We start from the raw sequence: 22,445 nt of genomic DNA, 5'->3' as shown, positions 1-22,445 counted from the left end.
CCGTTTGTTAGTGCTATCTTTTTTGGGCCACCGACTAACCGGCTATAGCCACTGGTTTATACGCGGCTGTTTAGGCGACTGGATGTGAGGAAACTGATACCGCGATGACGTTCCTAAACTCAACTTTTGCGCACCCAGGGTGGCTGCTCGCACTCGCTCTGCCTCTCGTGGCAGCCGTGGCCTATTGGATCAGCACTAAGCAGCGAAAGCAACGTGCCATTGCCTTTGGCAACTTCACCATCGTTGGGTCACTGGGGAATAAGTCGTCGGCACGCCTGCGCCATGTCGTGGCTATCAGTGCGCTGTTGTCGCTAGTTCTGGTCATCATTTCATTGGCTGGTCCGATTTCGGAGACCAAAGTCGCCCGCAACCGAGCGACGGTCATGCTGGTGGTCGACGTTTCGCTGTCTATGTCGGCGACAGATGTTGCGCCAGACCGCATCACTGCCGCTAAAGAAGCCGGCCAAGAGTTCGTGGAGAACCTTCCCGACGACCTCAATATCGGCCTGGTGACGTTCTCTGGTCGCGCTCGCACTGCTGTTAGCCCGACTACCAACCATGACACCGTGAATCGAGCGCTCCAGGCTGCTGAGTTAGATCAGGCGACTGCGACCGGTGATGCCATCGCAGCCGCGCTCGATGCCATCAATCAGTTCAGCGACTCAGTTCAGGGCGGGGGAGAAGGCGCCCCACCAGCTACAATCGTGCTGCTTTCCGACGGCAAACAGACCGTCCCACAAGAACTCGACGATCCCCGCGGCGCATATACCGCCGCCGCCGAAGCCGCCAAGGCCGGGGTGCCAGTCAACACGATTTCGTTCGGTACCGCGCAAGGCGCAATCACGGTTCAGGGCGAATTAATTCCAGTGCCTAACGACGACGATTCGCTGCGAGAGATCGCCCGTCGAACAAAAGGTGAGTTCTTCAGCGCTGGTTCCCTCGAGCAGCTCCGCGATGCCTATGGCTCACTGGAAGATGACATCGGTTACGAACTCAAGCGGGCCGAGAATCCGAGGCCCTATCTGATCGCAGCCTTCGCGATGCTGCTAGTGACCGTGGGCTCACTGCTTGTGACCAATCGTCGAATTCCGCAGTAGGGCTGGGTTAGGGTGCCGTCGTAAAGCGATTTGTATGGAACCCGATTGGCAGGAGACGCCGGGGGCATTGAGCAGTCGTCTTATGGAGTCCTCAGACTGCGCTACTAACATGATTAGCTATGTCTTCTGATAATTTTGACGCTATTTTGCTGTTGTCTTTCGGCGGTCCCGAAAAGATGGCCGATGTGCGTCCCTTCCTGGAGAATGTCACCCGCGGCCGCGGAATTCCGCCGGAGAGGTTGGACGAAGTCGGTGCACACTACGCGCACTTTGGCGGTAAGTCCCCGCTCAACGATTTAAACCGCGAAATTGTCTCCAACCTTAAGGCTGAGCTCACTCGCCGTGGCTATGACTTGCCTGTTTATTTCGGCAATCGCAATTGGCATCCGATGGCTGAAGACACCGCGGCAAAGATGGCTGATGACGGTGTTAAGCGAGCGCTCGTTTTCGCCACTAGCGCCTGGGGCGGCTACTCCGGCTGCCGCCAGTATCACGAAGACATTGCTCGGATGCGCGAATCTCTGGGCGACCGTGCTTTTGACATGGAGAAAATCCGGAGCTTCTACGATCATCCGCTCTTTATAAAAGCCTATGCAGACGCAGTGCGTGAGGCGTTTGCCAAGCTACCGGATGACCGCCGTGAGGACACCCGGCTTATTTTCACCGCTCACTCTATTCCGGTCTCTGCGGACAAGGCATCCGGGTCGGTAGAGCTCGGCGGAAATCTTTACTCCCGCCAGGTCAACGAAGCAGCACGGCTCGTCGCCGACGCAGTGGGTATCACCGACTTTGACGTCGTCTGGCAGTCCCGCTCTGGCCCGGAGCACGTGCCGTGGTTGGAGCCTGACATCGTCGACCACGTTGAAGCGAAGGTCGCCAACGGCCTCCGATCCGCAATAGTGTGCCCGATTGGCTTCATCTCGGATCATGTTGAGGTCGCCTGGGATTTGGATGCTGAGCTTCAGGATGAAATGGCTCATCACGACATCGTCATCGAGCGGGTCGCAACGCCTGGTCCGACGGCTACTTTCACCGACATGCTCGTGGAGCTCATCGAAGAGCGCATCGCAGATGTCAAGCCCCGCCGTCTGGGAAGTGAACCGCTACTCGGCTCGGCCTGCAACGGCGCCCCCTGCGCCGCATCCTGTTGTACCCCGGCAAAGCGCCGCCCACACTGATTCCTTTGGCGGCAATGGGGCCGCGGGGCAAGGCAAATCCCTAGCGAGTCCACTCCTGAATCGCGTATTCCACCGCGCTCATCCGCGCCTGCCGAATCTTCCGCCACAGCGGGATGAGCTGCGCATCAAACGCGGCGCTGCCGTGCCCCGACTCGCTGCCCTGTGCCACCGCCAGAATCGACGACACCCGATCAGCTCTGGCGAGCACTCCCAGTGCACGGCGTGGCACATCATCCGGCACAAAGGCCATGTCCAGGTGGTCATCGAGCATGCCGACCATCAGCCGGGGATCCACTTTCGGGGCACCACTGCTTGACGACGTCAGCGGTGAACGCGGCATCGCCGCAATCGTGGCAGCCGCAACCCGCGCCGCATCTGCCAGCTGTAAATCCGCCTCGCCAGGGGAGAGATAGGCCGGCTCGGGAATGTGGCCTTCCAGTGTGTACCAATGCCACTGCGGTAGGCCTGGCACCGGCGTTGTCACTGGTATGAGCACATGGTTCCAGCCCGGCTCCGCATCCGCAATCACAATGGCCGAGCCTGCTGCGCGTGCAGCTTCAGCGGCGTCGGTTCCCGCAGGCAGTGCAGGTGCATCACCGGGCCCGGAGAGAATGAGGCGGACGAGGGGACGGTGGTCACTGTGCCAATCTCCCGCTTCAGTAACCGCTCGAAGAAGGCGGAGCATGTCGCTTCGATCGAGATCAGCGTCGCAATCGATGACATTCGGAACCGTGGCGTCGGCAAGCACGAACGTCCCCGGAACTGACGTGGGTCCGCCGAGCGAGTCTAGCGCGTCGAGGAGATGATCGTAGTTTTCCAAACCCGACAACCACGCGCCCAGCCAAAGGGCGATGTGCTGAGTTGGACTCCAGACCTGGTCGAGAACACTGCGCTGCATAGTGCAGCTCATCCTAGTGCAGCGTGTCGTTGGTCCCGTAACCGATGCTGTTAATCTCAGTACCCATGAGCTTTCAAGACCCGTACCGCAATCAGGACGTGTTCGCTGGCGCACGTGGCCACCGCCGCCGTATCCCACAGCCGGCACGCGAGGTGACAGCAGAAAATGGTGTTGTCGTCGAGGCGTCCTATGACGGATTCGTCGGTGCCATTATCGGGTTGGAGAAAACTTTCGACGGCTGGTGCGTCCGGCTGGAGGGCCGCCACGGCAAGTCTCGGCTGTTTCCCATGCACGAGCGCGGTTTTCTCATCGACGGCAAACCTGTGACTCTGGTGCGTCCGAAAGCACAACCCAAAAAGCCCTCGCAGGATCTGTCGGCATCGGGCTCGCGCAAGGTCCACAACGTCAAGGCCAAGGTTGCTCTCCCCAGCCGTATCTGGGTCGAGGGTATTCATGACGCGGCAATCGTCGAGAAGGTGTGGGGCCACGATCTGCGTGTTGAGGGCGTAGTCGTGGAGTATCTGGAGGGCTTGGACAACCTTCCAGAACGCTTGGCCGAATTTGGTCCGGGTCCGAAGCGCCGCGTCGGAGTCCTGGCAGACCACTTGGTGGAGGGCAGTAAGGAAAGCCGCATGACTCAGCAGCTCGGCCCGCACGTGATGGTCACAGGCCACCCGTTTATCGATGTCTGGCAAGCGGTCAAACCCTCGTCGGTAGGCATCGAGGCATGGCCGGAAGTTCCCTACGGGGAGGACTGGAAGACAGGAATCTGCCGTCGCTTGGGCTGGGGAGACGACCCCAAGGAGGGCTGGCGACGTGTCTACGCAGGTGTACACACCTACCGTGATCTGGAGTCAGATTTGATTGGCGCAGTTGAGCGCCTGGTCGACTTCGTAACTGAGCCACATATGCAGTACTGACCCCGGAATACTGGCTCCACTCGCCCCACATTTGTTCTGCAAAGTAGGTAGGGTGAGGGCGTGATTCCTCTCCTTTGGCTCGGAGCAAGCCTCCTACTGGTTCTCGGTGAACTCGCAGTCGGAGATTTAGCACTGTTAATGCTCGGAGGTGGTGCACTGGCAGCGTCCGGTGCGAGCCAGCTTGGAGCGCCGCTTTGGCTATCAGTGGTTATCTTCGCCGTTGTGTCCGCCGCACTTGTGCTGACAGTTCGCCCTGTGTTGCGCAAAAAGATGGCAAAACCGGACAAGTCCGCCGAACTGGAGTCGCGTCCGGAACTGCTAGCGGGCCGTCATGCTGAGGTCATCGAGCCAGTTTCTTCGTCAGCGGGTCTGATTAAGGTCAACGGCGAGTTGTGGAGCGCGCGCAGTCTTCTGACTGCGCAGACCTTCGATGCGAAGGAAAGAGTCACGATTGTAGAGATTTCGGGCAATACCGCAGTAGTGGACAAGCTGCTCTGAGCAGTCAACTCACTTAAAGGGCGCTCGGAGCACTCTTAGTTACTGACCATTAAATAACTGACCACACAGTTTCTAGCTACGGGGGAATCTCATGGAAGGCTTTATCATCCTCGTCGTTTTCATTCTCGTGGTTGTTACCTTGGTTCTCAAAGCGATTGTCCTGGTTCCTCAGGGTGAAGCGGCAATCGTAGAGCGACTGGGACGATACACGCAGACACTGAACAGCGGCCTGAACTTCATCATCCCGATCATTGACCGAGTGCGCGAGAAGGTTGATACCCGTGAGCGTATGGTTACCTTCCCGCCACAGGCAGTGATCACCGAAGACAACCTGACTGTGGCTATCGATACCGTCGTGACCTTCCAGGTCAACGAACCGGATCGGGCAATTTACGGTATCGACGACTACATCTTCGGCGTCGAACAGATCACCACCGCAACGCTTCGCGACGTCGTGGGTGGCCTGACACTGGAAGAGACACTGACTTCCCGTGACTACATCAACCGCCGTCTGCGCGGCGAGCTGGACGAGGCCACTGCCAAGTGGGGTCTTCGTATCGCTCGTGTGGAGCTGAAGGCCATTGAGCCGCCACCGTCGATTCAGCAGTCGATGGAAAAGCAGATGAAGGCCGATCGCGAGAAGCGCGCCATGATTCTGACTGCGGAAGGTACCCGCGAAGCCGACATTAAAACTGCTGAGGGCCGTAAGCAGGCACAGATTCTCGCCGCCGAAGGTAACAAGCACGCAGCAATTCTGGCTGCTGAAGCTGAGCGTCAGGCAACCATTCTGCGCGCTGAGGGTACTCGCGCCGCTACCTACCTTGAGGCACAGGGTAATGCTCGCGCTATCCAGAAGGTCAACGCAGCTGTTAAGGCTTCACAGTTGACACCTGAGATTCTTGCCTGGCAGTACCTGGAGAAGCTGCCTGAGCTGGCAAATAAGGACGGCAATACTGTTTGGATGATTCCGTCGCAGTTTGGCGACAGTCTCGAGAGCTTCGCTAGGGCTTTCGGCAAGAAGGATGCCGACGGTGTCTTCCGCTATGAGCCTCCGGCCGTGAGCCGAGAGACCAAGGAAGAGGCTGAGCAGGGCCGCGACGAGAACTGGTTCGACATGTCGACTAATCCGGAGTTGGCTCGTGCAGTTGCCGCGGCGAACGAGGTCGCTAACCGCCCGGTTGATGATCCGGTAGCTGCAGCAGCTGGTAATACCCCTGAGAGGAAGAAGAATCGCCGCGCTGATTCGGCTCAGCCCGCTCAGCCTGAACAGTTGGGTGGCCAGAACGGCCCGGCAGCGGTTGAACCTGCGACACCGGCTGCGCCCGCTGCGCCGGCCACACCGGCTGCGCCGTCAGTTCCTTCCGGCAAACGTGACCTGCCCTCGGCTCCTGGCACCGGCAATACCAATGCAGGCGGCGGTACACACTCCGCCGAGCGTCCAGATTTTTCAGGATGGTCACGTGACCCTTACGCCCCAGAAAATGGGCAGTAAGCTTTTATAACTCATCAGCTCGCTGAAGCAGGTGGACGGCCAGGTTCCATCCGGCCAGCTCCGCCTGCCAGCCAGCTGCTGCGAGGCGCTGATTGACGGCCTGCTTTGAAACTCCCAATTCTTCCGCGGCCTCTACCTGTGAATAACCAGCGCGAACCAAACCAGTTGCCTCGCGGCCTTCGGGGGACCTGCGAGAGATAACGTGGTGCAGCAATGTGAATGCTGCACCAATATCCTCCGAGTAATCCTTACCACGCGGATTGTTAGTCCGAATGCGGGTTTTTACCGTGCCGGCCCTGCCTCCCTTACCGATGACTGAGCTCGATGCCAGATGCGCTTGCTCAATGTCGTCCTGAGGACAAACACCGATACCTATCGCCCAGTCACCTGCGGCCAATAGCGCCAGCACAAGCGTGGTGACTCCCACAGCATTTTCAGGAGCTGCGCGAAGCTCTTCGATACCTGCAACCTCAACAGTTCCTACGCCTTCCAGGCCGGAAAGTGCCTGCGCAGAGGCCTGAACGTGATCTGCCCTGCGAGTAGATCGACCGCGATACCTGGCAAAGACTGAATACATACGCTCTAGTCTAGCCCCACCCCTTGACAGTTGGGCTAAGACACTTTCCTTCCCTCCGCACACTCACGGGCGCCCCACACCAACTCGCCGAAAACTCACGTCTAGCTCAAGAGCGCCAAGCGGTGTTTTAACGTTTCGAAGAACCGGTTACGACAGGGAACTTGGCGTCCGCAAGAAGTCCCAGCAAGCCAAGCACGAGCAGAATTCCCGTGGCCACCGCAAAGCGCACGTCGAAGCCGACCAACAGCACGTCGCCAAGCAGAACGACGGCGAGTGTGTTCGGCGCCGAACCTAGGGCAGTGGCGATGATATACGGCACGATGCGTATCGACGACAGTCCACAGGCGTAGTTGAGAAACGAAAATGGCACGCCAGCAATCATGCGCAAGCTGAGCACTGTGAGCCAGCCGCGTTGCTCCAACCGATGGTCGAGACTGAGAAGACGGCGGTTGGTCAGGTGCGTGCGAAACCAATCGCGTCCCAAAAACCGCACAATACAGAGGGAGAGAAGGGCAGAAACCGTCGTCGCAGTAATTGCCAGCAGGAAACCGAGCACTGGCCCGAAGAGAATTCCGGAAGCCAAAGTGAATACGGTGCGGGGGATTGGGAACTGAGTCAGTGCAACGTATGCGAGAAAGTAGAGGAGCGGGAACCAGTCACCGGCATCGATGGACCACTGCCGGATGGTAGCGACGGTGGGAACATCGACGTACAGCGTGACGACGACCCCCACACCTACGGCTAGCACCAGCAGAACCTTTTTGAGTGTAGGGGTAATTCGCACATCGGATACGTTCACCCATTTGAGGTTACCGGGGATTGCGGGGAAGCGTGTGACCTGCGCGTTGGAGGCTCTGCGAGGAGGGCTAGTCAGCGGCTAAAGGCGTTTGCCCATTATTTCACTAGGATGGGAATCAAGGTCACTATGCCTTGGCTCGAGCACTTGACGTGCCCGTCAGCACAAAACCGAACGTAAGGGTATTGCACAAATAGCTGAAAAGTTCAGTGCATGGACACTCGGGTGAGTCTTAGCGTCTGACTAGTGGCTCTTATTGACTATTGGAGGAAGCCAACGCCTTTAAATCCCTTTCCGTCGCGGAGAATTCGGAAATTGTCGCAGCCGAATTTCCTCGGTTATGGATTGATAGAGGCGTTGCTTAGAACATGTAAGGGAGAAGGTCTGTCGTGACTGACCGAACGACCCCCGAATCACCTTCCACGCTGCCACCAAACTTCGAGGAATTGCAGAATTCCTGGTATCAGGGCGTGGCCAAGGTATTCGCGCGGGTGCACAAGCAAGACGTTGCAGATGTACCGCTCGATATTTGGAAACGACTGATTCAGACCACCTATGACGGTGTCGATGTTCGCCCGCTCTACACCCGCGCGGACGAGCTCGCGGAAAGCCCAGCTCCGGGCCAGTTCCCATTCGTCCGTGGCGCAAAGGTCACTTCGGACAACACCAACGGTTGGGGCGTTCGGGAAACCTTCGGTCGCCAGTACCCAGGTGAGGATGCACTTGACCCAAAGGCCGTCAACGAGACTCTGCTGACTGCACTGGAAAACGGCACCACGGACATCCGCCTGGACTTCACCGGCTCCCTCGAAGCCGCTGATGTGCCGGCTCTGCTCAACAACGTCTACGTCGACCTTGCTCCGATTGCCGTGCATGCCGGTAAGAAGACTGCGCAGGTTGCGGAAGCACTGACGTCCTACATCGAGCAGGCAAACCCGACTAATCCGGACGCCGTCGCAGTCGAGCTTTCCGCGGCTCCGCTGACCTCCGCTTTTGCCGGTATTGACGATATTTCTCTCGACGAGGCCACGCAGCTGGCCGTCAAGGCGGCTAAGCAGCCGGGCGACGTCCGTGCCCTGCTTGTCGACGGCGTTGTTTTCTCCAACCTGGGTGCAAACAACATCCAGGAGATTGGCTACAGTCTCGCCGTTGGTGTCGCCTACTTGCGTGCGCTGACCGACGCGGGCTTGAGCGCTGAAGAAGCCCTCGGCCAGATCGCTTTCCGCTTTGCCGCTACCGACGACCAGTTCGACACCATTGCGAAGTTCCGCGCCGCTCGCGTTCTCTGGGCCCGCGTTGCTGAGGTTATCGGCGCCCCTGAAGCTGGCCGCGCTCCGATGCACGCCGTGACAGCCCCGGTCATGTTCAGCCAGCGCGATCCGTGGGTCAACATGCTGCGTGTGACTGTCGCCTCCTTCGCCGCAGGTGTCGGCGGTGCCTCCTCAGTTGAGGTTCTGCCGTTTGATTACGCAGTTGTCGGCGGCATGCCGAACGTCTCCAAGACTTTCAAGGCTCGCATCGCTCGCAACACCAATCTGTTGCTGCTGGAAGAGTCTCACCTTGGTTACGTCGCCGACCCAGCAGGTGGCTCCTACTTCGTCGAAGACCTGACCGAAGAAATGGCCGACAAGGCATGGGAGATCTTTACCGGCACTGAGGCCGGCGGCGGTTTCGCCTCCGCGGAGGCCGATATTCGCGCCGCCCTGGACGCTACCTGGGAAAAGCGCCGCGCCGACATCGCACACCGCCGCACCAAGGTCACCGCCATCAACGAGTTCCCGAACCTGGCTGAGGCCCCACTGGCTCCTGAGGCCCGCCCGGAGGGCGACCCGATTCGCCGTTGGGCCAGCGACTTCGAGGCGCTGCGCAACCGCTCCGATGACTTCCTGGCTGAAAAGGGCAACCGTCCGCTGATTGCCATGCTGCCGCTGGGTCCGCTGGCCAAGCACAACATCCGCACTGGTTTTACCTCCAACCTGCTGGCTTCCGGCGGTATCGCCGTCGCCAACCCCGGCCAGGTTGTGCCGGGCGAGGCAGGTTTCGAAGAGGCAGTGAAGGCCTCTCCGATTGTCGTGCTGTGCGCAGCCGACAGCGAGTACGAGGCCTCGGGCCAGGACGCTGTCAAGGCCGCCCGCGCCGCCGGCGCTAAGGAGGTCTTGGTGGCCGGCTCCGAGAAGAGCTTCGCCAATGCCGCTGAGGACGCTCGCCCCGACGGATACCTGAACATGACCATCGATGCTGTCGCGGAGCTGTCCCGACTGCTGAACGAACTGGGAGCGTGAAGGAAGTAATGACCACCATCCCAAATTTCGCTGACATCTCCCGCAACACCGACGACGCAGCCGCTGCCACCAACAAGGCAGCTGCCGCGGAAGCTGGTGAAGTGTGGACCATTCCAGAGGGCATCGATGTCAAGCGCGTCTACGATCGCGCTGACCGCGACGCCGCTGCTGCCGAGGGCCACCCGGTAGATTCTTTCCCGGGTATCGCCCCATTCATGCGCGGGCCGTACCCGACCATGTACACCAACCAACCGTGGACTATTCGCCAGTACGCTGGCTTCTCCACCGCAGCTGAGTCCAATGCCTTCTACCGCCGCAACCTCGCGGCCGGCCAGAAGGGCCTTTCGGTCGCTTTCGACCTGGCTACCCACCGTGGCTACGACTCGGACAACCCGCGTGTGTCCGGCGACGTCGGTATGGCCGGCGTGGCAATTGACTCGATTTACGACATGCGTGAGCTCTTCCAGGGCATTGACCTGGGCGGCGTCTCGGTGTCTATGACCATGAACGGCGCTGTGCTGCCGATTCTGGCCTTCTACATTGTCACCGCTGAAGAGCAGGGCGTTTCGACCGAGCAGCTGCGCGGTACGATCCAGAACGACATTCTCAAGGAGTTCATGGTTCGTAACACGTACATCTACCCGCCGAAGCCTTCGATGCGAATCATCTCCTCGATCTTCGAGTACACCTCGGCAAAGATGCCGAAGTTCAACTCGATTTCGATTTCCGGCTACCACATTCAGGAAGCGGGCGCGACGGCCGACCTTGAGCTCGCTTACACGCTTGCCGACGGCATCGAGTACCTGCGGGCCGGTATTGACGCTGGCCTGGAAGTTGATAAGTTCGCTCCGCGTCTGTCCTTCTTCTGGGGCATCTCGATGAACACCTTCACCGAGATCGCCAAGCTGCGTGCAGGCCGCATCCTCTGGTCCGAGCTGGTTGGCAAGTTTGGCCCGAAGAACCCGAAGTCCCAGTCCCTGCGTACTCACTCGCAGACCTCTGGTTGGTCGCTGACCGCTCAGGATGTCTACAACAACGTCGCGCGTACTGCTGTTGAGGCTATGGCCGCAACACAGGGCCACACCCAGTCGCTGCACACCAACGCACTGGACGAGGCTCTGGCACTGCCGACTGACTTCTCAGCCCGTATTGCTCGTAACACTCAGCTGCTGCTTCAGCAGGAGTCCAACACCACGCGTCCGGTTGATCCGTGGGCTGGTTCCTACTACATCGAGTGGCTGACTAATGAGCTGGTCAAGCGTGCACGCCAGCACATCGACGAGGTCGAAGAGGCCGGCGGTATGGCACAGGCCACCATCGAGGGCATTCCGAAGCTGCGTATTGAAGAGGCTGCAGCTCGTACGCAGGCCCGTATTGACTCGGGTCGTCAGGCTCTCATCGGCGTGAATAAGTACCAGGTCGAAGAGGACGAGGCCATCGAGGTTCTCAAGGTTGAGAACTCCCGCGTGCGCCAGGAGCAGATTGACAAGCTGGCTCGCCTGCGCGCCGAGCGCGACGAGGAAGAGGTTCAGAAGGCACTGGCCGCTCTGACCGACGCTTGCCGTAACCCGGGTGAACCGGGGGACCTGGACAAGAACCTTTTGAAGCTCGCTGTCGACTGTGCTCGCGCCATGGCCTCCATCGGTGAAATCTCCGACGCCATGGAAGAGGTCTTTGGCCGCCATCAGGCCGAGATCCGTACTCTCTCCGGCGTCTACAAGGACGAAGTTGGCAAGGAGGGAGCCGTGTCCAACGTCTCCAAGGCCATCGCCATGGCCGATAAGTTCGAAGAGCAGGAAGGTCGCCGTCCCCGTATCTTCCTGGCCAAGATGGGCCAGGATGGTCACGACCGTGGCCAGAAGGTCATCGCGTCCGCCTACGCGGACCTCGGCATGGACGTTGACGTGGGACCGCTGTTCCAAACTCCGGAGGAGGCCGCCAAGTCGGCAGTCGACTCGGATGTCCACGTCGTCGGTGTTTCTTCGCTGGCCGCCGGACACCTGACGCTCGTTCCTGCCCTGCGCGATGAGCTGGCAAAACTGGGTCGTGAGGACATCATGATTGTTGTCGGTGGTGTTATCCCACCGGGCGACTTCCAGGAACTCTACGATGCCGGCGCCGCGGCTATTTACCCGCCGGGCACTGTCATCGCTGATTCGGCAATCGACATGATGACCAAGCTCTCTAACGAGCTGGGCCTCGACCTTGCCGTTGACGAAGAGTCCTAAATAACTACCGCATCCGCGCTGGGCTGACTGTTCAGCTCAGCGCGTTGTCGGAATTGAGAACTAGCGATGAACGAGTATCTTGAAGAAAACCTGGGCACCCTCGTCACTACCGCTGGCACGGTCGTTGAGGGAAAGACCGCTGTAGCCCCCGAAGTCGTCCGCCGTGCGCGACGACGGATCGATGTCGACGACCTCTTTGAGGGCGTGCGGGCTGGAAACCGCACTAAGTTGGCCCGGGCAATCACGCTGCTGGAGTCGACTGCTCCGGCGCATAAGGTGCTGGCTCAAGAGCTACTGGTGAAGTTGCTGCCATTTTCCGGCAAGGCCATGCGTGTCGGCCTTACCGGCGTCCCCGGCGTCGGTAAATCAACCACGATTGAAACCCTCGGACTGAAGCTGATCGAGGAGGGCCACCGCGTTGCAGTGCTGGCCATCGACCCGTCGTCGACGAAGTCCGGTGGTTCGATTCTGGGCGACAAGACCCGTATGTCCCGACTCTCGGCCGCGGATGAAGCCTTCATTCGTCCGTCGCCCTCTGCGGGCACACTCGGTGGTGTCGCCAAGGCAACGCGTGAGGCCATGGTGGTGCTCGAGGCCGCAGGCTACGACATTGTCATCGTCGAAACTGTCGGCGTCGGTCAGTCCGAGGTCGCGGTGGCCCAGATGGTGGATACGTTTGCGTTTCTGGCACTCGCCGGCGCTGGTGACCAGCTCCAGGGCATCAAGAAGGGTGTGCTGGAGATGGCCGACGTGATTTCTATCAACAAGGCGGATGGTAAGAACTTGCGCCCGGCAAAGCGCGCTGCGCGTGATCTGATGACGGCCATGAAGATGGTTCGTTCCTCAGACCAAGTCTGGACGCCACCGGTACTGACTATGTCGGCATTGGAGGACGACGGCATCGACAAGTTCTGGCAAGCCATCGAAGACCATGTCGAGGCTATGCACGAGAATCATCTCTTTGATGAAAACCGCGCTAACCAGCAGATTAAGTGGATGTGGTCCATGGTTCACGAGACGCTCTTGCAGCGGCTCAACACCAACGAGGCTGTGCAGACAGAGAGCACCCTGGTGGAAAAACAACTCCGCTCGGGGCTGCTCACACCGACGCTCGCCGCCCAGCGCATCATGGAGGCATTTGACCAGGGAAGGGCATCGAACGCCGGGCTCGCCAACTAGGTTCAGAAAGGCGCGGGGTTTTCGTCGTAAAGCGAGTAAAGCGGGCGTATCCGTGTGCGCCTACTGACCGCGGTGATGGGGCGGATCGCTGTAGAGCGTGTGTTCGGCGAAGTGGAGAGCGTTGACCACGAGGTTGGTAAGGTGCTCGTCGGGCTGAGAGTAGAAGCTAGACGTGCCCTCCTTGCGGGTCTGCACCATATTGGCCATGCGCAACTTCGCCAGGTGCTGAGAAATCGCGGGGACGGGGCGATCGAGCGCGCTAGCGATGGCGGTGACGGTCATCTCCCCGTCACGGAGGAGCGACAGGATCGAGAGACGCGTCTTGTCGGCCATCAACTTCAGTACGTTAGTGGCAACGTCGAACTCGGTGCTCGTAGGAGCCTTCTCAGTCATTTGGAGGGGTAGTCCTTTCGAAGTCGACATGCCAAACGCTTGCGATGTTCAATGAGTTGAACCTTACTACGTATTGATACCAGTATTCAATTTCAGATGTCACAATAGGCTGTCACGAAAAGGGGAGAGTGCACCTAAGGGGCCGCGACCAAAGGTACTGAAAATTCCTTCAGTAATATCATCTGCATGGATTGGTTGATGGGTACCTTCCCGTGGCTGGTGGAGGACTTAACGTGGTGGCAAGTACTATTTTTCGCACTCGACTACACGATTAAGTTCATCGCGATTGGATGGGTGCCGGAAAACCGAAGCCCATCGGCTTCGACGGCGTGGCTGCTGCTGATTCTGCTGATTCCATTTATCGGCCTACCTCTGTTCCTCTTCCTGGGCTCGCAGCAGATTACGGGCCGTCGGCATGAGGTACAGGCACTGGCACAGGAGCTCATTGCGGAACGTACCGAGCATCTGCCCGACGTACCGGACGATGCCGAGATAGAAGATGACGTTGTCAACGTATTCAAGCTCTCGCGCCAGCTCACGGGAATGCCGGCAATTGCCAGCGCGGAAAAGGGACTTTTCACCGAATTCGACGCCTCCATTGACCGCATGATTGAGACCATCGATGCGGCCCAGAAATCAATCCACGTGCAGTCCTACATCTTTGCACTGGATTCCAGCACGGAGCCTTTCATACAGGCTCTTGAACGCGCGCACGACAGGGGACTAGAGGTCAAGGTACTGGTCGATCCAATTGGTTCGTGGAAGTACCCCGGCTACTACAAGCTGAAAAAGCGCCTGGACCAGGCTAAAATCTCCTGGCACCCGATGCTGCCCGTGAGCTTGCTGAAGCTCACCTGGCGCCGCCTGGATCTGCGTAATCACCGCAAGCTCGTAGTTGTTGACGGCGACATTGTATTCATGGGCTCGCAGAATTTGATTGAGCCCGAATATCAGAAGAAAAAGAACCATAAGATCGGCCGTCGCTGGGTGGACACGTGGATTGAGCTCGAGGGCGATATTGCGCTGGCCTTCGACGCAATTTTCGCGGTTGATTGGACCAGCGAGCTATACAAGACCCCAGACGCCACCAGGGACTATTCACTCCACAACACCGAAGTCAACGACAACTACAACGTTGTCCAGGTGCTGCCGTCGGGCCCGGGCTTCAGCACGGAGCCGAACCTGCGCGTCTTCAATAACATGATCTACCAGGCGCACAAGCGAATCATCGCCGTCAGCCCGTACTTCGTCCCCGACGAATCCATGCTCATGGCGCTGACCTCCGCCGCATATGGAGGCATCGACGTCCAACTCTACGTCAACGAAGAGTCCGATCAGTTCATGGTCGGCCACGCGCAGCAGTCCTACTACCAGGCACTGCTAACCGCTGGTGTGAAGATTTACCGCTATCCGGCACCTGCGGTCCTGCACTCCAAGTTCATGGTTATCGACGACCGCATGGCCATGTTCGGCTCCTCCAATCTGGATATGCGCTCGTTCGGCCTCAACTACGAGATCACGCTTCTTTCCGCCGCCGGTTCCATCGTGGACAAACTGATCACGCTTGCCGACGAGTACCGCGACAAATCTTTCCTGCTCACCCAGGAGGAATGGAATGACAGGCCCCTTCGCCAGCGCTACCTGGACTCTGTTTTCCGCTTGACCTCGGCGCTGCAATAGGGCAGTCCCATTGGTCCGACAGACAAAGCAAAAATCCCGAGAGCTGCACTAATTGCAGTTTCTCGGGATTTATCTTGTGTCCGGAGGGGGACTTGAACCCCCACGCCCGTTAATAGGGCACTAGCACCTCAAGCTAGCGCGTCTGCCATTCCGCCACCCGGACCGGGTAGGAAGCACTTCCGTGCTGACCTGTGATACTCTATCCCGACTACATAATGAAACACAAATTGGCAGGTCAGCGGGGCATTAGCGCGCCAAACCTGGGTGTAATTACATCAGCGGTGTTAGCCCCGCATCCGCCTTGGATTCGCACTGAGAATCAGGCCCTGCAGATAGGGAGTCTTGTGAAGTCCCTGCAGCGCGCTCATAAAGTAGGCACACTGGTAGTTATGACTACGAATTCCAACGACACCGCAAACGACACTGCAAATGCTCCGGTTTTCCCGGGCCCAGATCCGTACGCACCGCTGAAGGATTTGCCAACCTTCGAGCTGTCCTCGCCAGATATCAAGGACGGCGAGAAGATTGCGGATGAATTCCGCGCTCCGTCGAATGTTTCCCCACAACTGGATTGGGCAAATCTGCCGGAGGGCACTAAATCCATTGCCGTGACCTGCTTCGATCCGGATGCTCCGACCGCTTCGGGCTTCTGGCACTGGGCTGTCTTCAACATTCCAGCGACCGAAAAGGGTCTGCCACAGGGAGCTGGCTCCGAAGACGGCTCTAAGCTGCCAGAAGGCGCTATCCAGCTTGTCGGCGACTCGGGCATGCGTGGTCACTACGGAGCTAACCCACCAGCGCAGCATGCCCCACACCGTTACATGTATGCGGTGCACGCGGTCGACGTGGAGAAGCTTGAAGTTCCGGAAGATGCGACGCCGACCGTGCTTGGCTTCAACCTGTACTTCCACTCGATTGCGCGTGCCATTATCACGCCGTGGTGGGAGAACGTCGGGGAGTAGGGATACGGCGCCCACACGGGCAACTCAACCGACCGGGCACGCTACTCATACAGAAAACCCCGGGGCCAGCGCCTTCATGGCCGCAGGACCCGGGGTCACGTGTTTATTTTTGGGTTAGGAAGCCTCAACCGCTTTCAGCAGTTAACCACGCCACGGCAGACCACAGCCGACAGCCTCCGAAATGGAATAGAAGCCCTGAGCTCGAATCTGGCGAGCCAACCCTTGGTGGATGTCACGAATCCAGTCTGGACCGCCATAAATCAACGGTGTGTAGCCCTGCAGCAGGGATGCGCCGTTGGCAATCCGCTCCCACGCCTGCTCAGCAGTTTCAATGCCGCCGACGCTGATGAGAACTAGTTTGTCTCCGACGCGCTCGTGCAGCAGCTTCAGCACCTCTAGTGACCGAGCTGCCACAGGAGCACCCGAGACTCCACCGGCCCCCATCTCCGCGACCTCATCCGCGGGCGTACGCAGACCCTCACGAGAAATGGTGGTGTTGGTAGCCACAATGCCTGCCAGCCCCAGGTCAACAGCCAGGTCAGCAACTGCGATGACATCATCGTCGGAGAGATCAGGAGCAATCTTGACCAGCACCGGCGAGTCGGTCTCCTCAGTCACCGCTGCCAGAATCGGGCGCAGTGACTCCACCGCCTGAAGGTCGCGCAGACCCGGCGTGTTCGGTGAGGAGACGTTAACAACAACGTAGTCCGCCAAGCCGCCGAGCTGGCTAGCCGATTCTCGATAGTCATCGACGGCCTCTTCCAGCGGAGTCACCTTGGTCTTACCAATGTTGATACCAATCACGTCGTCACTGCGACGCGCCCGCAAGTTCTCCGCTACAGCAGCGGCGCCGGGGTTGTTGAAACCCATGCGGTTCAAAATGGCGCGATCTTCCTTCAGACGGAACAGACGCGGGCGATCGTTGCCCGGCTGCGGCTTGGCAGTCACGGTTCCCAGTTCCGCGTAGCCAAAACCAATTGGCCCCCAGCAATCCGGGGCAATAGCAGCCTTGTCGAAGCCCGCGGCGAGCCCCAGCGGACGCGGGAAGTCCACACCGAACACGGTTTGACGCAGCACAGCATCGTCAACAACGAGTAGCTTGCTCACCGCCCGCTGTAGACTCTCCGACTTCTGCAGCCCCTTCAGGGTCTTCGAGATGGCCTCGTGAATCTGCTCCGGTGGGACCTGGAACATTGCCTTTAGCGCGAGTTGATAGGACTTGGCGCGAAGTTTCGAAGGCATCTACTTAGTCTCTCCCTCGGAGTCGTCTGCTCCCTTGGTGTCACCTGCACCGGTCGGTAGTTTATCGGCTGGTTCCCGAACCGACATCTCCTCACGAATCTTCTCTGCATCCTGCTTGAAATCAGCAATTGCCTTATCGACGTCCGCGGAGTCAAAAATCTGGGCCCCGTCACCGGTAGCCGAGAAGACGCCAATCTGGCCATCCTCGGTGGCAACAATCGACTGTGGATCTGCAACCGTGTTGATGTCCGCGACCTTGACTGGGGTACCCGAGCTGATGTCGTAGCCAGTCAGCTTGTTCACCTTCGTCGAAGTCACCCAGACAATTCCGCGCGATTCATCGACCGCTACCGCCCACGGAGCCTCCGGGGCCGGAGCTGCCTGGTGGAGGCGAATGACGTCAGTGGCAGTGTAAATAAGAAGCTGGTTGCCCTTGGTGTCTGCGGCAGCAATGACATGATCACCGGAAGCTACCTTGCCGACGCCGATACCCGCACGCAGCGCAGAGCCAGCGCGGGACTCATCGAGCTTGAGCTCATGCACCGAAGTCTCCGGACGGTTGACCTCTAACAGCTTGACGTCCGCGTCATTGTCCGCTTTGGGAATCTCAACGAGCTGCGACCCGTTATTGGCAGCCTTGAAGTCACTGGCCAACTCACCATCAGCGCCGAACACATCGACGACATTGCTATCCGCATGGGCACCGATGATGCGGCCGCCTTCCAGGCCAACTGCGGCGGAGTAGTTGGTGCCACGGCCGACAACGGCCGTTTCCGTAGCCTGGTCAGTAATGACGTGGATGCCATCTTCACACGGCAGCAAAGCGTTAGGGCCGCCCGGCGCGAGCTCACCACACTTCGCGCCCAGCTTCATTGATCGCTCAATTGGGTTATTCAGCGGACCGGCAAAGATTTTGTCCCCGGCCTTCAGGACAACTCGGTCGCCGACCAGCACGGCATCGGTAACGTCCTCATCAATCTTCTTGGCCCTCCCGATAGCAGTATCGGGAGCAGCGGGTGAAGCGGCCGGCACTGGCGTGGCGTTGCCCATTCCGGCATCGATGTCTCCTTCCACATCGGAGGAGCACCCTGCCAGGACCACTGCGCTAGCGGAAAGCCCCGCTAGAAGGGAGGTTATGACACGTCGACGACTGTTTTCACTCACGCTATAGAAACTACCACCCCGGCCTGATTACTTTGTGGACGCCTCCAGCCGTGGGAGGCTCTCGCATTCGTTGTGCCTTATAAGTCTTTATAAGAATGCGGTTACTGATTACAGCGTGACGTCGTCAAGCGCGTTGCAAATCTGCGGTGGCAGCGTGAGTTGTTCGGCGGTGAGGTTTTCGCGTAGCTGAGCGCGGTCTCGAGCGCCAACGAGGATCGAGGTGACGCCCGGCCGATCGCGTGCCCAGGAAATCGCTGCGACGGCAGCACTGACGCCGAGCCCCTTGGCTGCGGTGGTCAGCGCGCCTGCAACCGTGACGCCGCGCGTGTCGAGATAGTCCTGTACCTCTGCGTCGGCGTGTTCGGAAGCAGCGCGGGAGTCCTCGGGAATGATGTGCTGGTATTTGGCGGTCAAAACGCCTTGGGCCAGTGGGGCGCCACCGATAAAGCCGAGCCCCAAATGCTCACAGGCGGGCAGTAGTTCAGCCTCAGGGCTTCGCTGGAGCAGCGAGTACTCATGCTGTGCGAACACCGGAGCGATTCGATCCGCGGCGGCATGCGTCACCGCCGCCTGCCAACCGCTGTATCCACGCACTCCGGCGTAACGTACTTTCCCCGTGCGCACAGCCCATTCCAGGGTATCGGCGACCTCTTCCGGTGGGGTCAGCCCATCCCAGTAGCCGGGCGACCACAGATCAATGTGTTCGACGCCGAGGCGTGCGAGCGTATCGTCGAGGTCCTTTTGCAGTGTCTTACGCGAGCAGTCCACGCGCCTGCCGACGGGCCGCTCGGGGTGTATGCCAGATGCGACCGAGAGCACCAATTCGTCGGCGACACCGCGCTTTGCGATGACTGCACCCAGCATGTCGGCAACAGTGTCGCCGCCGTGGAGTGGGGAAGCGTCGACAAGGTTGCCTCCGGCGTCGAGGAAGTCCGTCAGGATGCGTCCGGCTTCGTCTTGCCTGGTACCCGCACCCCAGGTGGCCGTACCCAGCCCCAAGGCGGAGACGCGTAAACCGCTGTTGCCCAGAATTCGTTGTTGCACGATTTTTACTTTAGGACACCCGTGTGCGGTCGCGGGAAAAGTTCCGCGGGAGAGGTCTCGCTATCGCCGCACCGAAACCTCGCTATAGCCACAACACAAACCGGACGAGTAGCCTATACACCCGTGACTATCATGACGACACTAAGCGCCTCAGCAGATACCGCTGCCGATACCGCCGGCACCGGTATGACCTGGGCGCAGACAATCATCCTGTCCGTAGTGCAAGGTCTGACGGAATTTCTCCCGGTGAGTTCCTCGGGGCACCTTCGGATTGTCTCCGAGCTGCTGTGGGGCCAGGACGCCGGTGCATCCTTCACCGCTGTGGTGCAGCTTGGCACCGAATTGGCTGTGTTGGTGTTCTTCGCCAAGGACATCTGGCAGATCCTCACTGGCTGGTTTGCCGGTCTGTTCAATAAGGAAGCCCGCGGTTTCAACTACCGCATGGGTTGGATGGTGATTGTCGGTACGCTGCCGATTGCCATCATCGGTGTGCTGGGGAAGGACCTCATCCGCGATAACCTGCGCAATCTCTGGATTACAGCCGCTGTGTTGGTGCTTTTCTCCTTTGTCTTTATCGCCGCAGAGAAGTTCGGCCGTCGTGAGCGCAACTATGAAGAGCTGACCATGCGAGATGCCATCGTCATGGGTTTCGCGCAGTGCCTGGCGCTCATTCCGGGTGTGTCGCGCTCGGGCGGTACGGTGTCTGCCGGCCTGTTCTTGCACTTGGACCGAGAGGTTGCAACGCGCTTTTCCTTCCTGCTGGCTATCCCCGCTGTTTTCGCTGCTGGAATTTTTTCGCTTCCAGACGCGTTTGACCCTGCGGCGGGACAGGCCGCTAGTGGAGCGCAATTGGCCATCGGTACGCTGATTGCCTTCGTCGTCGGCTATGCGTCTATTGCATGGCTGCTGAAGTTCGTGTCGAACCACTCCTTCGCTTGGTTCGCCGCGTACCGCATCCCGGTCGGTTTGATTGTTATGGTGTTGCTCGGCTTCGGCACGATCAACGCTGTTTAGTGAGGTAGTGAGTATTTAATGCATTCGTGGCCCCAACCACAGGTTCCCAGTCTCGGCGATGCGCGTTTCGATGTGTTCAACCGCGCCAGCAATACAGGTAAGGCGCATTCGCTTGACGACGAAAACTCAACATCGGTACCCCTACGCCTCTACGACACCGCGGATCAGAAGGTCTCCCAGGTGGAAGCGGGACCGGAGGCGACCATGTACGTGTGTGGCATCACACCCTATGACGCCACGCACCTGGGGCACGCAGCAACCTACCTCACCTTTGATCTGATTTACCGTCAGCTGCTGGATAATGGACACTCGGTGCATTACGTGCAGAACATCACCGATGTCGATGACCCGTTGTTCGAACGTGCGGAGCGCGATGGGGTGGACTGGCGCGAGCTGGGCACCTCGCAGATTGATTTGTTTCGCTCGGATATGGAAAACCTGTCGGTGATTCCACCGCGCGACTACATCGGCGCCATTGAGTCCGTGGGCGAGGTCGTGGAAATGGTCGAGAAGCTGCTGGAGAATGGCTCGGCCTACCAGCTCACCGATGACGAGTACCCGGATGTGTACTTCCGCAAGAGTGCCACTGAGAACTTTGGTTACGAGTCCAATTACTCGGCAGAGCAGATGGCGGAGTTCTTTGCGGAGCGCGGTGGCGACCCGGATCGCCCGGGCAAGGAGGACCCACTGGACGCGCTGGTGTGGCGTGCCGCTCGCCCCGGGGAGCCAAGCTGGGAGGCTCCTTTTGGTGCGGGCCGGCCGGGTTGGCACATTGAGTGCTCGGCGATTGCCACCAACCGCCTGGGTAAGAGCTTCGACATTCAGGGCGGTGGCTCGGATCTCGCGTTCCCGCACCACGAGTTCTCGGCGGCTCACGCTGAAGCCGCTACTGGCTGTGCACGTATGGCGCGCCATTATGTTCACGCTGGCATGATTGCGCTCGACGGCGTGAAGATGTCCAAGTCGCTGGGCAACCTGGTGTTTGTCTCCAAGCTGGTGGCCGCCGGCGTCGACCCGAGTGCTATTCGCATTGGCGTCTTCGCCAGCCATTACCGCTCTGATCGCGATTGGTCGGACGAGGTGCTGGAGGCGGCCAAGGCACGTCACGAGGCCTGGCGTGCGGCTTGCGCAACTACAAAGACTGCCACCGATGAGAAGGCTGTGAGCGCAGCAGCGGCACTGGTTGCCGATGTGCGCGCAAGCCTGGCCAATGACCTGGATACGCCGGCTGCTCTGGCCGCTATCGATGCCTGGGCTGCGGAGTGGTCCTCGGATACCAGCAACAAGGCAGATGCTGGCACAGTAACCGGCGCAGCGGGTGCCGGAGAATTCGTTGCCGCCGCGCTGGACGCGCTGCTTGGCGTTAAAATTTGAGCATGAGCAACTCAGATCTGTCTGCTGTCGAAGTAACGCAAGAGAACATCGATAAGCTAGTTGCCGATTTGCGCATGTTTGCCACCGGCAGCTACCTGCAGCCCGAGGAACGCGAGTTCTGGGAGCCACTTTTTGACGAATCGGTAGCCGACCAGGTCGGGGAAGCCCTCCGTGAGGCCGCCGCTGGTATTGATCAGGCGGCGGAACTGGCCGTCGATAAGCGAGAAGAAGCCGCAACGCAGGCGGTAGAGAACTGCCTACAGCGCGTGGCTGCGATTGAGCATGAGCACGGTGGCTCGATTTTTGATGAGGAGCTCGACGAGATTCTCGCGATTATCAATTCCGCAACGAAGGCTGTCGGTTTGGACCTGCCTGCGGTGAAGGCGGAAAGCTACTTTGAGATGGAATAACCAGCCCGATTAACGGC

General features: G+C 59.2%; 20 protein-coding genes and 1 tRNA gene. 13 read left to right on the top strand and 8 right to left on the bottom strand.

Features of this window, described 5'->3' with window-relative positions; genetic code table 11:
- The first annotated feature begins 104 nt into the window (after positions 1-104).
- Complete coding sequence (locus HMPREF2920_RS05195; protein WP_049190713.1) at positions 105-1,097, top strand: VWA domain-containing protein; 993 nt, start codon at positions 105-107, stop codon at positions 1,095-1,097.
- 119 nt (positions 1,098-1,216) lie between these two features.
- A complete protein-coding gene (locus HMPREF2920_RS05190; RefSeq protein ID WP_070567084.1) occupies positions 1,217-2,275 on the top strand; it encodes a ferrochelatase in 1,059 nt (352 codons plus the stop codon).
- A 40-nt stretch (positions 2,276-2,315) separates the two neighbouring features.
- Here the strand turns inward: HMPREF2920_RS05190 and HMPREF2920_RS05185 are convergent, their stop codons facing one another.
- Positions 2,316-3,173, bottom strand: a complete 858-nt coding sequence (locus HMPREF2920_RS05185; protein WP_016422771.1) for a hypothetical protein — start codon at positions 3,171-3,173, stop codon at positions 2,316-2,318.
- Positions 3,174-3,238: 65 nt separating this feature from the next.
- On the opposite strand from HMPREF2920_RS05185, the gene HMPREF2920_RS05180 reads away from it, so the two are divergent.
- From HMPREF2920_RS05180 to HMPREF2920_RS05170, 3 genes are all read left to right on the top strand, one after another.
- Positions 3,239-4,093: a DUF3097 domain-containing protein gene (locus tag HMPREF2920_RS05180; RefSeq protein ID WP_049170585.1), complete on the top strand. Its 855-nt coding sequence runs from the start codon at positions 3,239-3,241 to the stop codon at positions 4,091-4,093.
- Between the two features lie 60 nt (positions 4,094-4,153).
- Entirely contained in the window at positions 4,154-4,591 is a 438-nt protein-coding gene (locus tag HMPREF2920_RS05175; RefSeq protein WP_042388696.1) for an NfeD family protein, read from the top strand.
- 91 nt (positions 4,592-4,682) lie between these two features.
- The gene (locus HMPREF2920_RS05170) at positions 4,683-6,083 is read left to right on the top strand and encodes an SPFH domain-containing protein (protein ID WP_048734130.1); all 1,401 of its coding nucleotides are present in this window, start codon (positions 4,683-4,685) and stop codon (positions 6,081-6,083) included.
- A 4-nt stretch (positions 6,084-6,087) separates the two neighbouring features.
- On the opposite strand, the gene HMPREF2920_RS05165 is transcribed toward HMPREF2920_RS05170, so the two are convergent.
- Entirely contained in the window at positions 6,088-6,660 is a 573-nt protein-coding gene (locus HMPREF2920_RS05165; protein WP_049190712.1) for a hypothetical protein, read from the bottom strand.
- 127 nt (positions 6,661-6,787) lie between these two features.
- A complete protein-coding gene (locus tag HMPREF2920_RS05160) occupies positions 6,788-7,459 on the bottom strand; it encodes a TVP38/TMEM64 family protein (protein WP_070601441.1) in 672 nt (223 codons plus the stop codon).
- Positions 7,460-7,845: 386 nt separating this feature from the next.
- Between HMPREF2920_RS05160 and HMPREF2920_RS05155 the strand changes: the two genes are divergently transcribed.
- The 3 genes from HMPREF2920_RS05155 to meaB all read left to right on the top strand — a co-directional run bounded on the left by HMPREF2920_RS05155 (position 7,846) and on the right by meaB (position 13,145).
- Entirely contained in the window at positions 7,846-9,738 is a 1,893-nt protein-coding gene (locus HMPREF2920_RS05155; protein WP_048734125.1) for a methylmalonyl-CoA mutase family protein, read from the top strand.
- A gap of 8 nt (positions 9,739-9,746) precedes the next feature.
- Positions 9,747-11,966 (top strand): methylmalonyl-CoA mutase, encoded by a 2,220-nt coding sequence (gene scpA / locus HMPREF2920_RS05150; RefSeq protein ID WP_005510731.1) that lies wholly within the window; start codon positions 9,747-9,749, stop codon positions 11,964-11,966.
- Positions 11,967-12,032: 66 nt separating this feature from the next.
- Positions 12,033-13,145: a methylmalonyl Co-A mutase-associated GTPase MeaB gene (gene meaB, locus HMPREF2920_RS05145; protein WP_048734122.1), complete on the top strand. Its 1,113-nt coding sequence runs from the start codon at positions 12,033-12,035 to the stop codon at positions 13,143-13,145.
- A 60-nt stretch (positions 13,146-13,205) separates the two neighbouring features.
- Here meaB and HMPREF2920_RS05140 read toward each other — a convergent pair whose 3' ends face one another.
- Positions 13,206-13,538 (bottom strand): ArsR/SmtB family transcription factor, encoded by a 333-nt coding sequence (locus HMPREF2920_RS05140; RefSeq protein ID WP_048734120.1) that lies wholly within the window; start codon positions 13,536-13,538, stop codon positions 13,206-13,208.
- A 186-nt stretch (positions 13,539-13,724) separates the two neighbouring features.
- Between HMPREF2920_RS05140 and cls the strand changes: the two genes are divergently transcribed.
- A complete protein-coding gene (cls, locus tag HMPREF2920_RS05135) occupies positions 13,725-15,218 on the top strand; it encodes a cardiolipin synthase (protein ID WP_070854074.1) in 1,494 nt (497 codons plus the stop codon).
- Positions 15,219-15,295: 77 nt separating this feature from the next.
- Here cls and HMPREF2920_RS05130 read toward each other — a convergent pair.
- Positions 15,296-15,381, bottom strand: a tRNA-Leu gene (locus HMPREF2920_RS05130).
- 226 nt (positions 15,382-15,607) lie between these two features.
- On the opposite strand from HMPREF2920_RS05130, the gene HMPREF2920_RS05125 reads away from it, so the two are divergent.
- Positions 15,608-16,180: a YbhB/YbcL family Raf kinase inhibitor-like protein gene (locus HMPREF2920_RS05125; RefSeq protein ID WP_049170574.1), complete on the top strand. Its 573-nt coding sequence runs from the start codon at positions 15,608-15,610 to the stop codon at positions 16,178-16,180.
- A gap of 141 nt (positions 16,181-16,321) precedes the next feature.
- Here HMPREF2920_RS05125 and HMPREF2920_RS05120 read toward each other — a convergent pair whose 3' ends face one another.
- The 3 genes from HMPREF2920_RS05120 to HMPREF2920_RS05110 all read right to left on the bottom strand — a co-directional run bounded on the left by HMPREF2920_RS05120 (position 16,322) and on the right by HMPREF2920_RS05110 (position 19,630).
- Positions 16,322-17,422, bottom strand: a complete 1,101-nt coding sequence (locus HMPREF2920_RS05120) for a quinone-dependent dihydroorotate dehydrogenase (protein ID WP_016422783.1) — start codon at positions 17,420-17,422, stop codon at positions 16,322-16,324.
- Positions 17,423-18,586, bottom strand: a complete 1,164-nt coding sequence (locus HMPREF2920_RS05115; protein ID WP_179078157.1) for a hypothetical protein — start codon at positions 18,584-18,586, stop codon at positions 17,423-17,425.
- A gap of 108 nt (positions 18,587-18,694) precedes the next feature.
- Positions 18,695-19,630 (bottom strand): aldo/keto reductase, encoded by a 936-nt coding sequence (locus HMPREF2920_RS05110; protein WP_070437473.1) that lies wholly within the window; start codon positions 19,628-19,630, stop codon positions 18,695-18,697.
- A gap of 132 nt (positions 19,631-19,762) precedes the next feature.
- Here HMPREF2920_RS05110 and HMPREF2920_RS05105 point away from each other — a divergent pair, with 132 nt between their 5' ends.
- From HMPREF2920_RS05105 to HMPREF2920_RS05095, 3 genes are read left to right on the top strand one after another with little or no spacing between them, the layout of a single operon-like run.
- Complete coding sequence (locus HMPREF2920_RS05105) at positions 19,763-20,644, top strand: undecaprenyl-diphosphate phosphatase (protein ID WP_040361409.1); 882 nt, start codon at positions 19,763-19,765, stop codon at positions 20,642-20,644.
- 18 nt (positions 20,645-20,662) lie between these two features.
- Positions 20,663-22,018, top strand: coding sequence for a cysteine--1-D-myo-inosityl 2-amino-2-deoxy-alpha-D-glucopyranoside ligase (gene mshC / locus HMPREF2920_RS05100; RefSeq protein ID WP_070567078.1), 1,356 nt, complete (start codon positions 20,663-20,665; stop codon positions 22,016-22,018).
- Between the two features lie 2 nt (positions 22,019-22,020).
- Entirely contained in the window at positions 22,021-22,428 is a 408-nt protein-coding gene (locus tag HMPREF2920_RS05095) for a hypothetical protein (RefSeq protein WP_016422788.1), read from the top strand.
- Positions 22,429-22,445 lie beyond the last annotated feature (17 nt).

It is taken from the genome of Corynebacterium sp. HMSC075F02, assembly GCF_001838335.1.
Lineage (GTDB): Bacteria > Actinomycetota > Actinomycetes > Mycobacteriales > Mycobacteriaceae > Corynebacterium > Corynebacterium jeikeium_D.
Note: the sequence above shows the minus strand (reverse complement) of the source record. Positions and strands in the feature narration are given on the sequence as shown.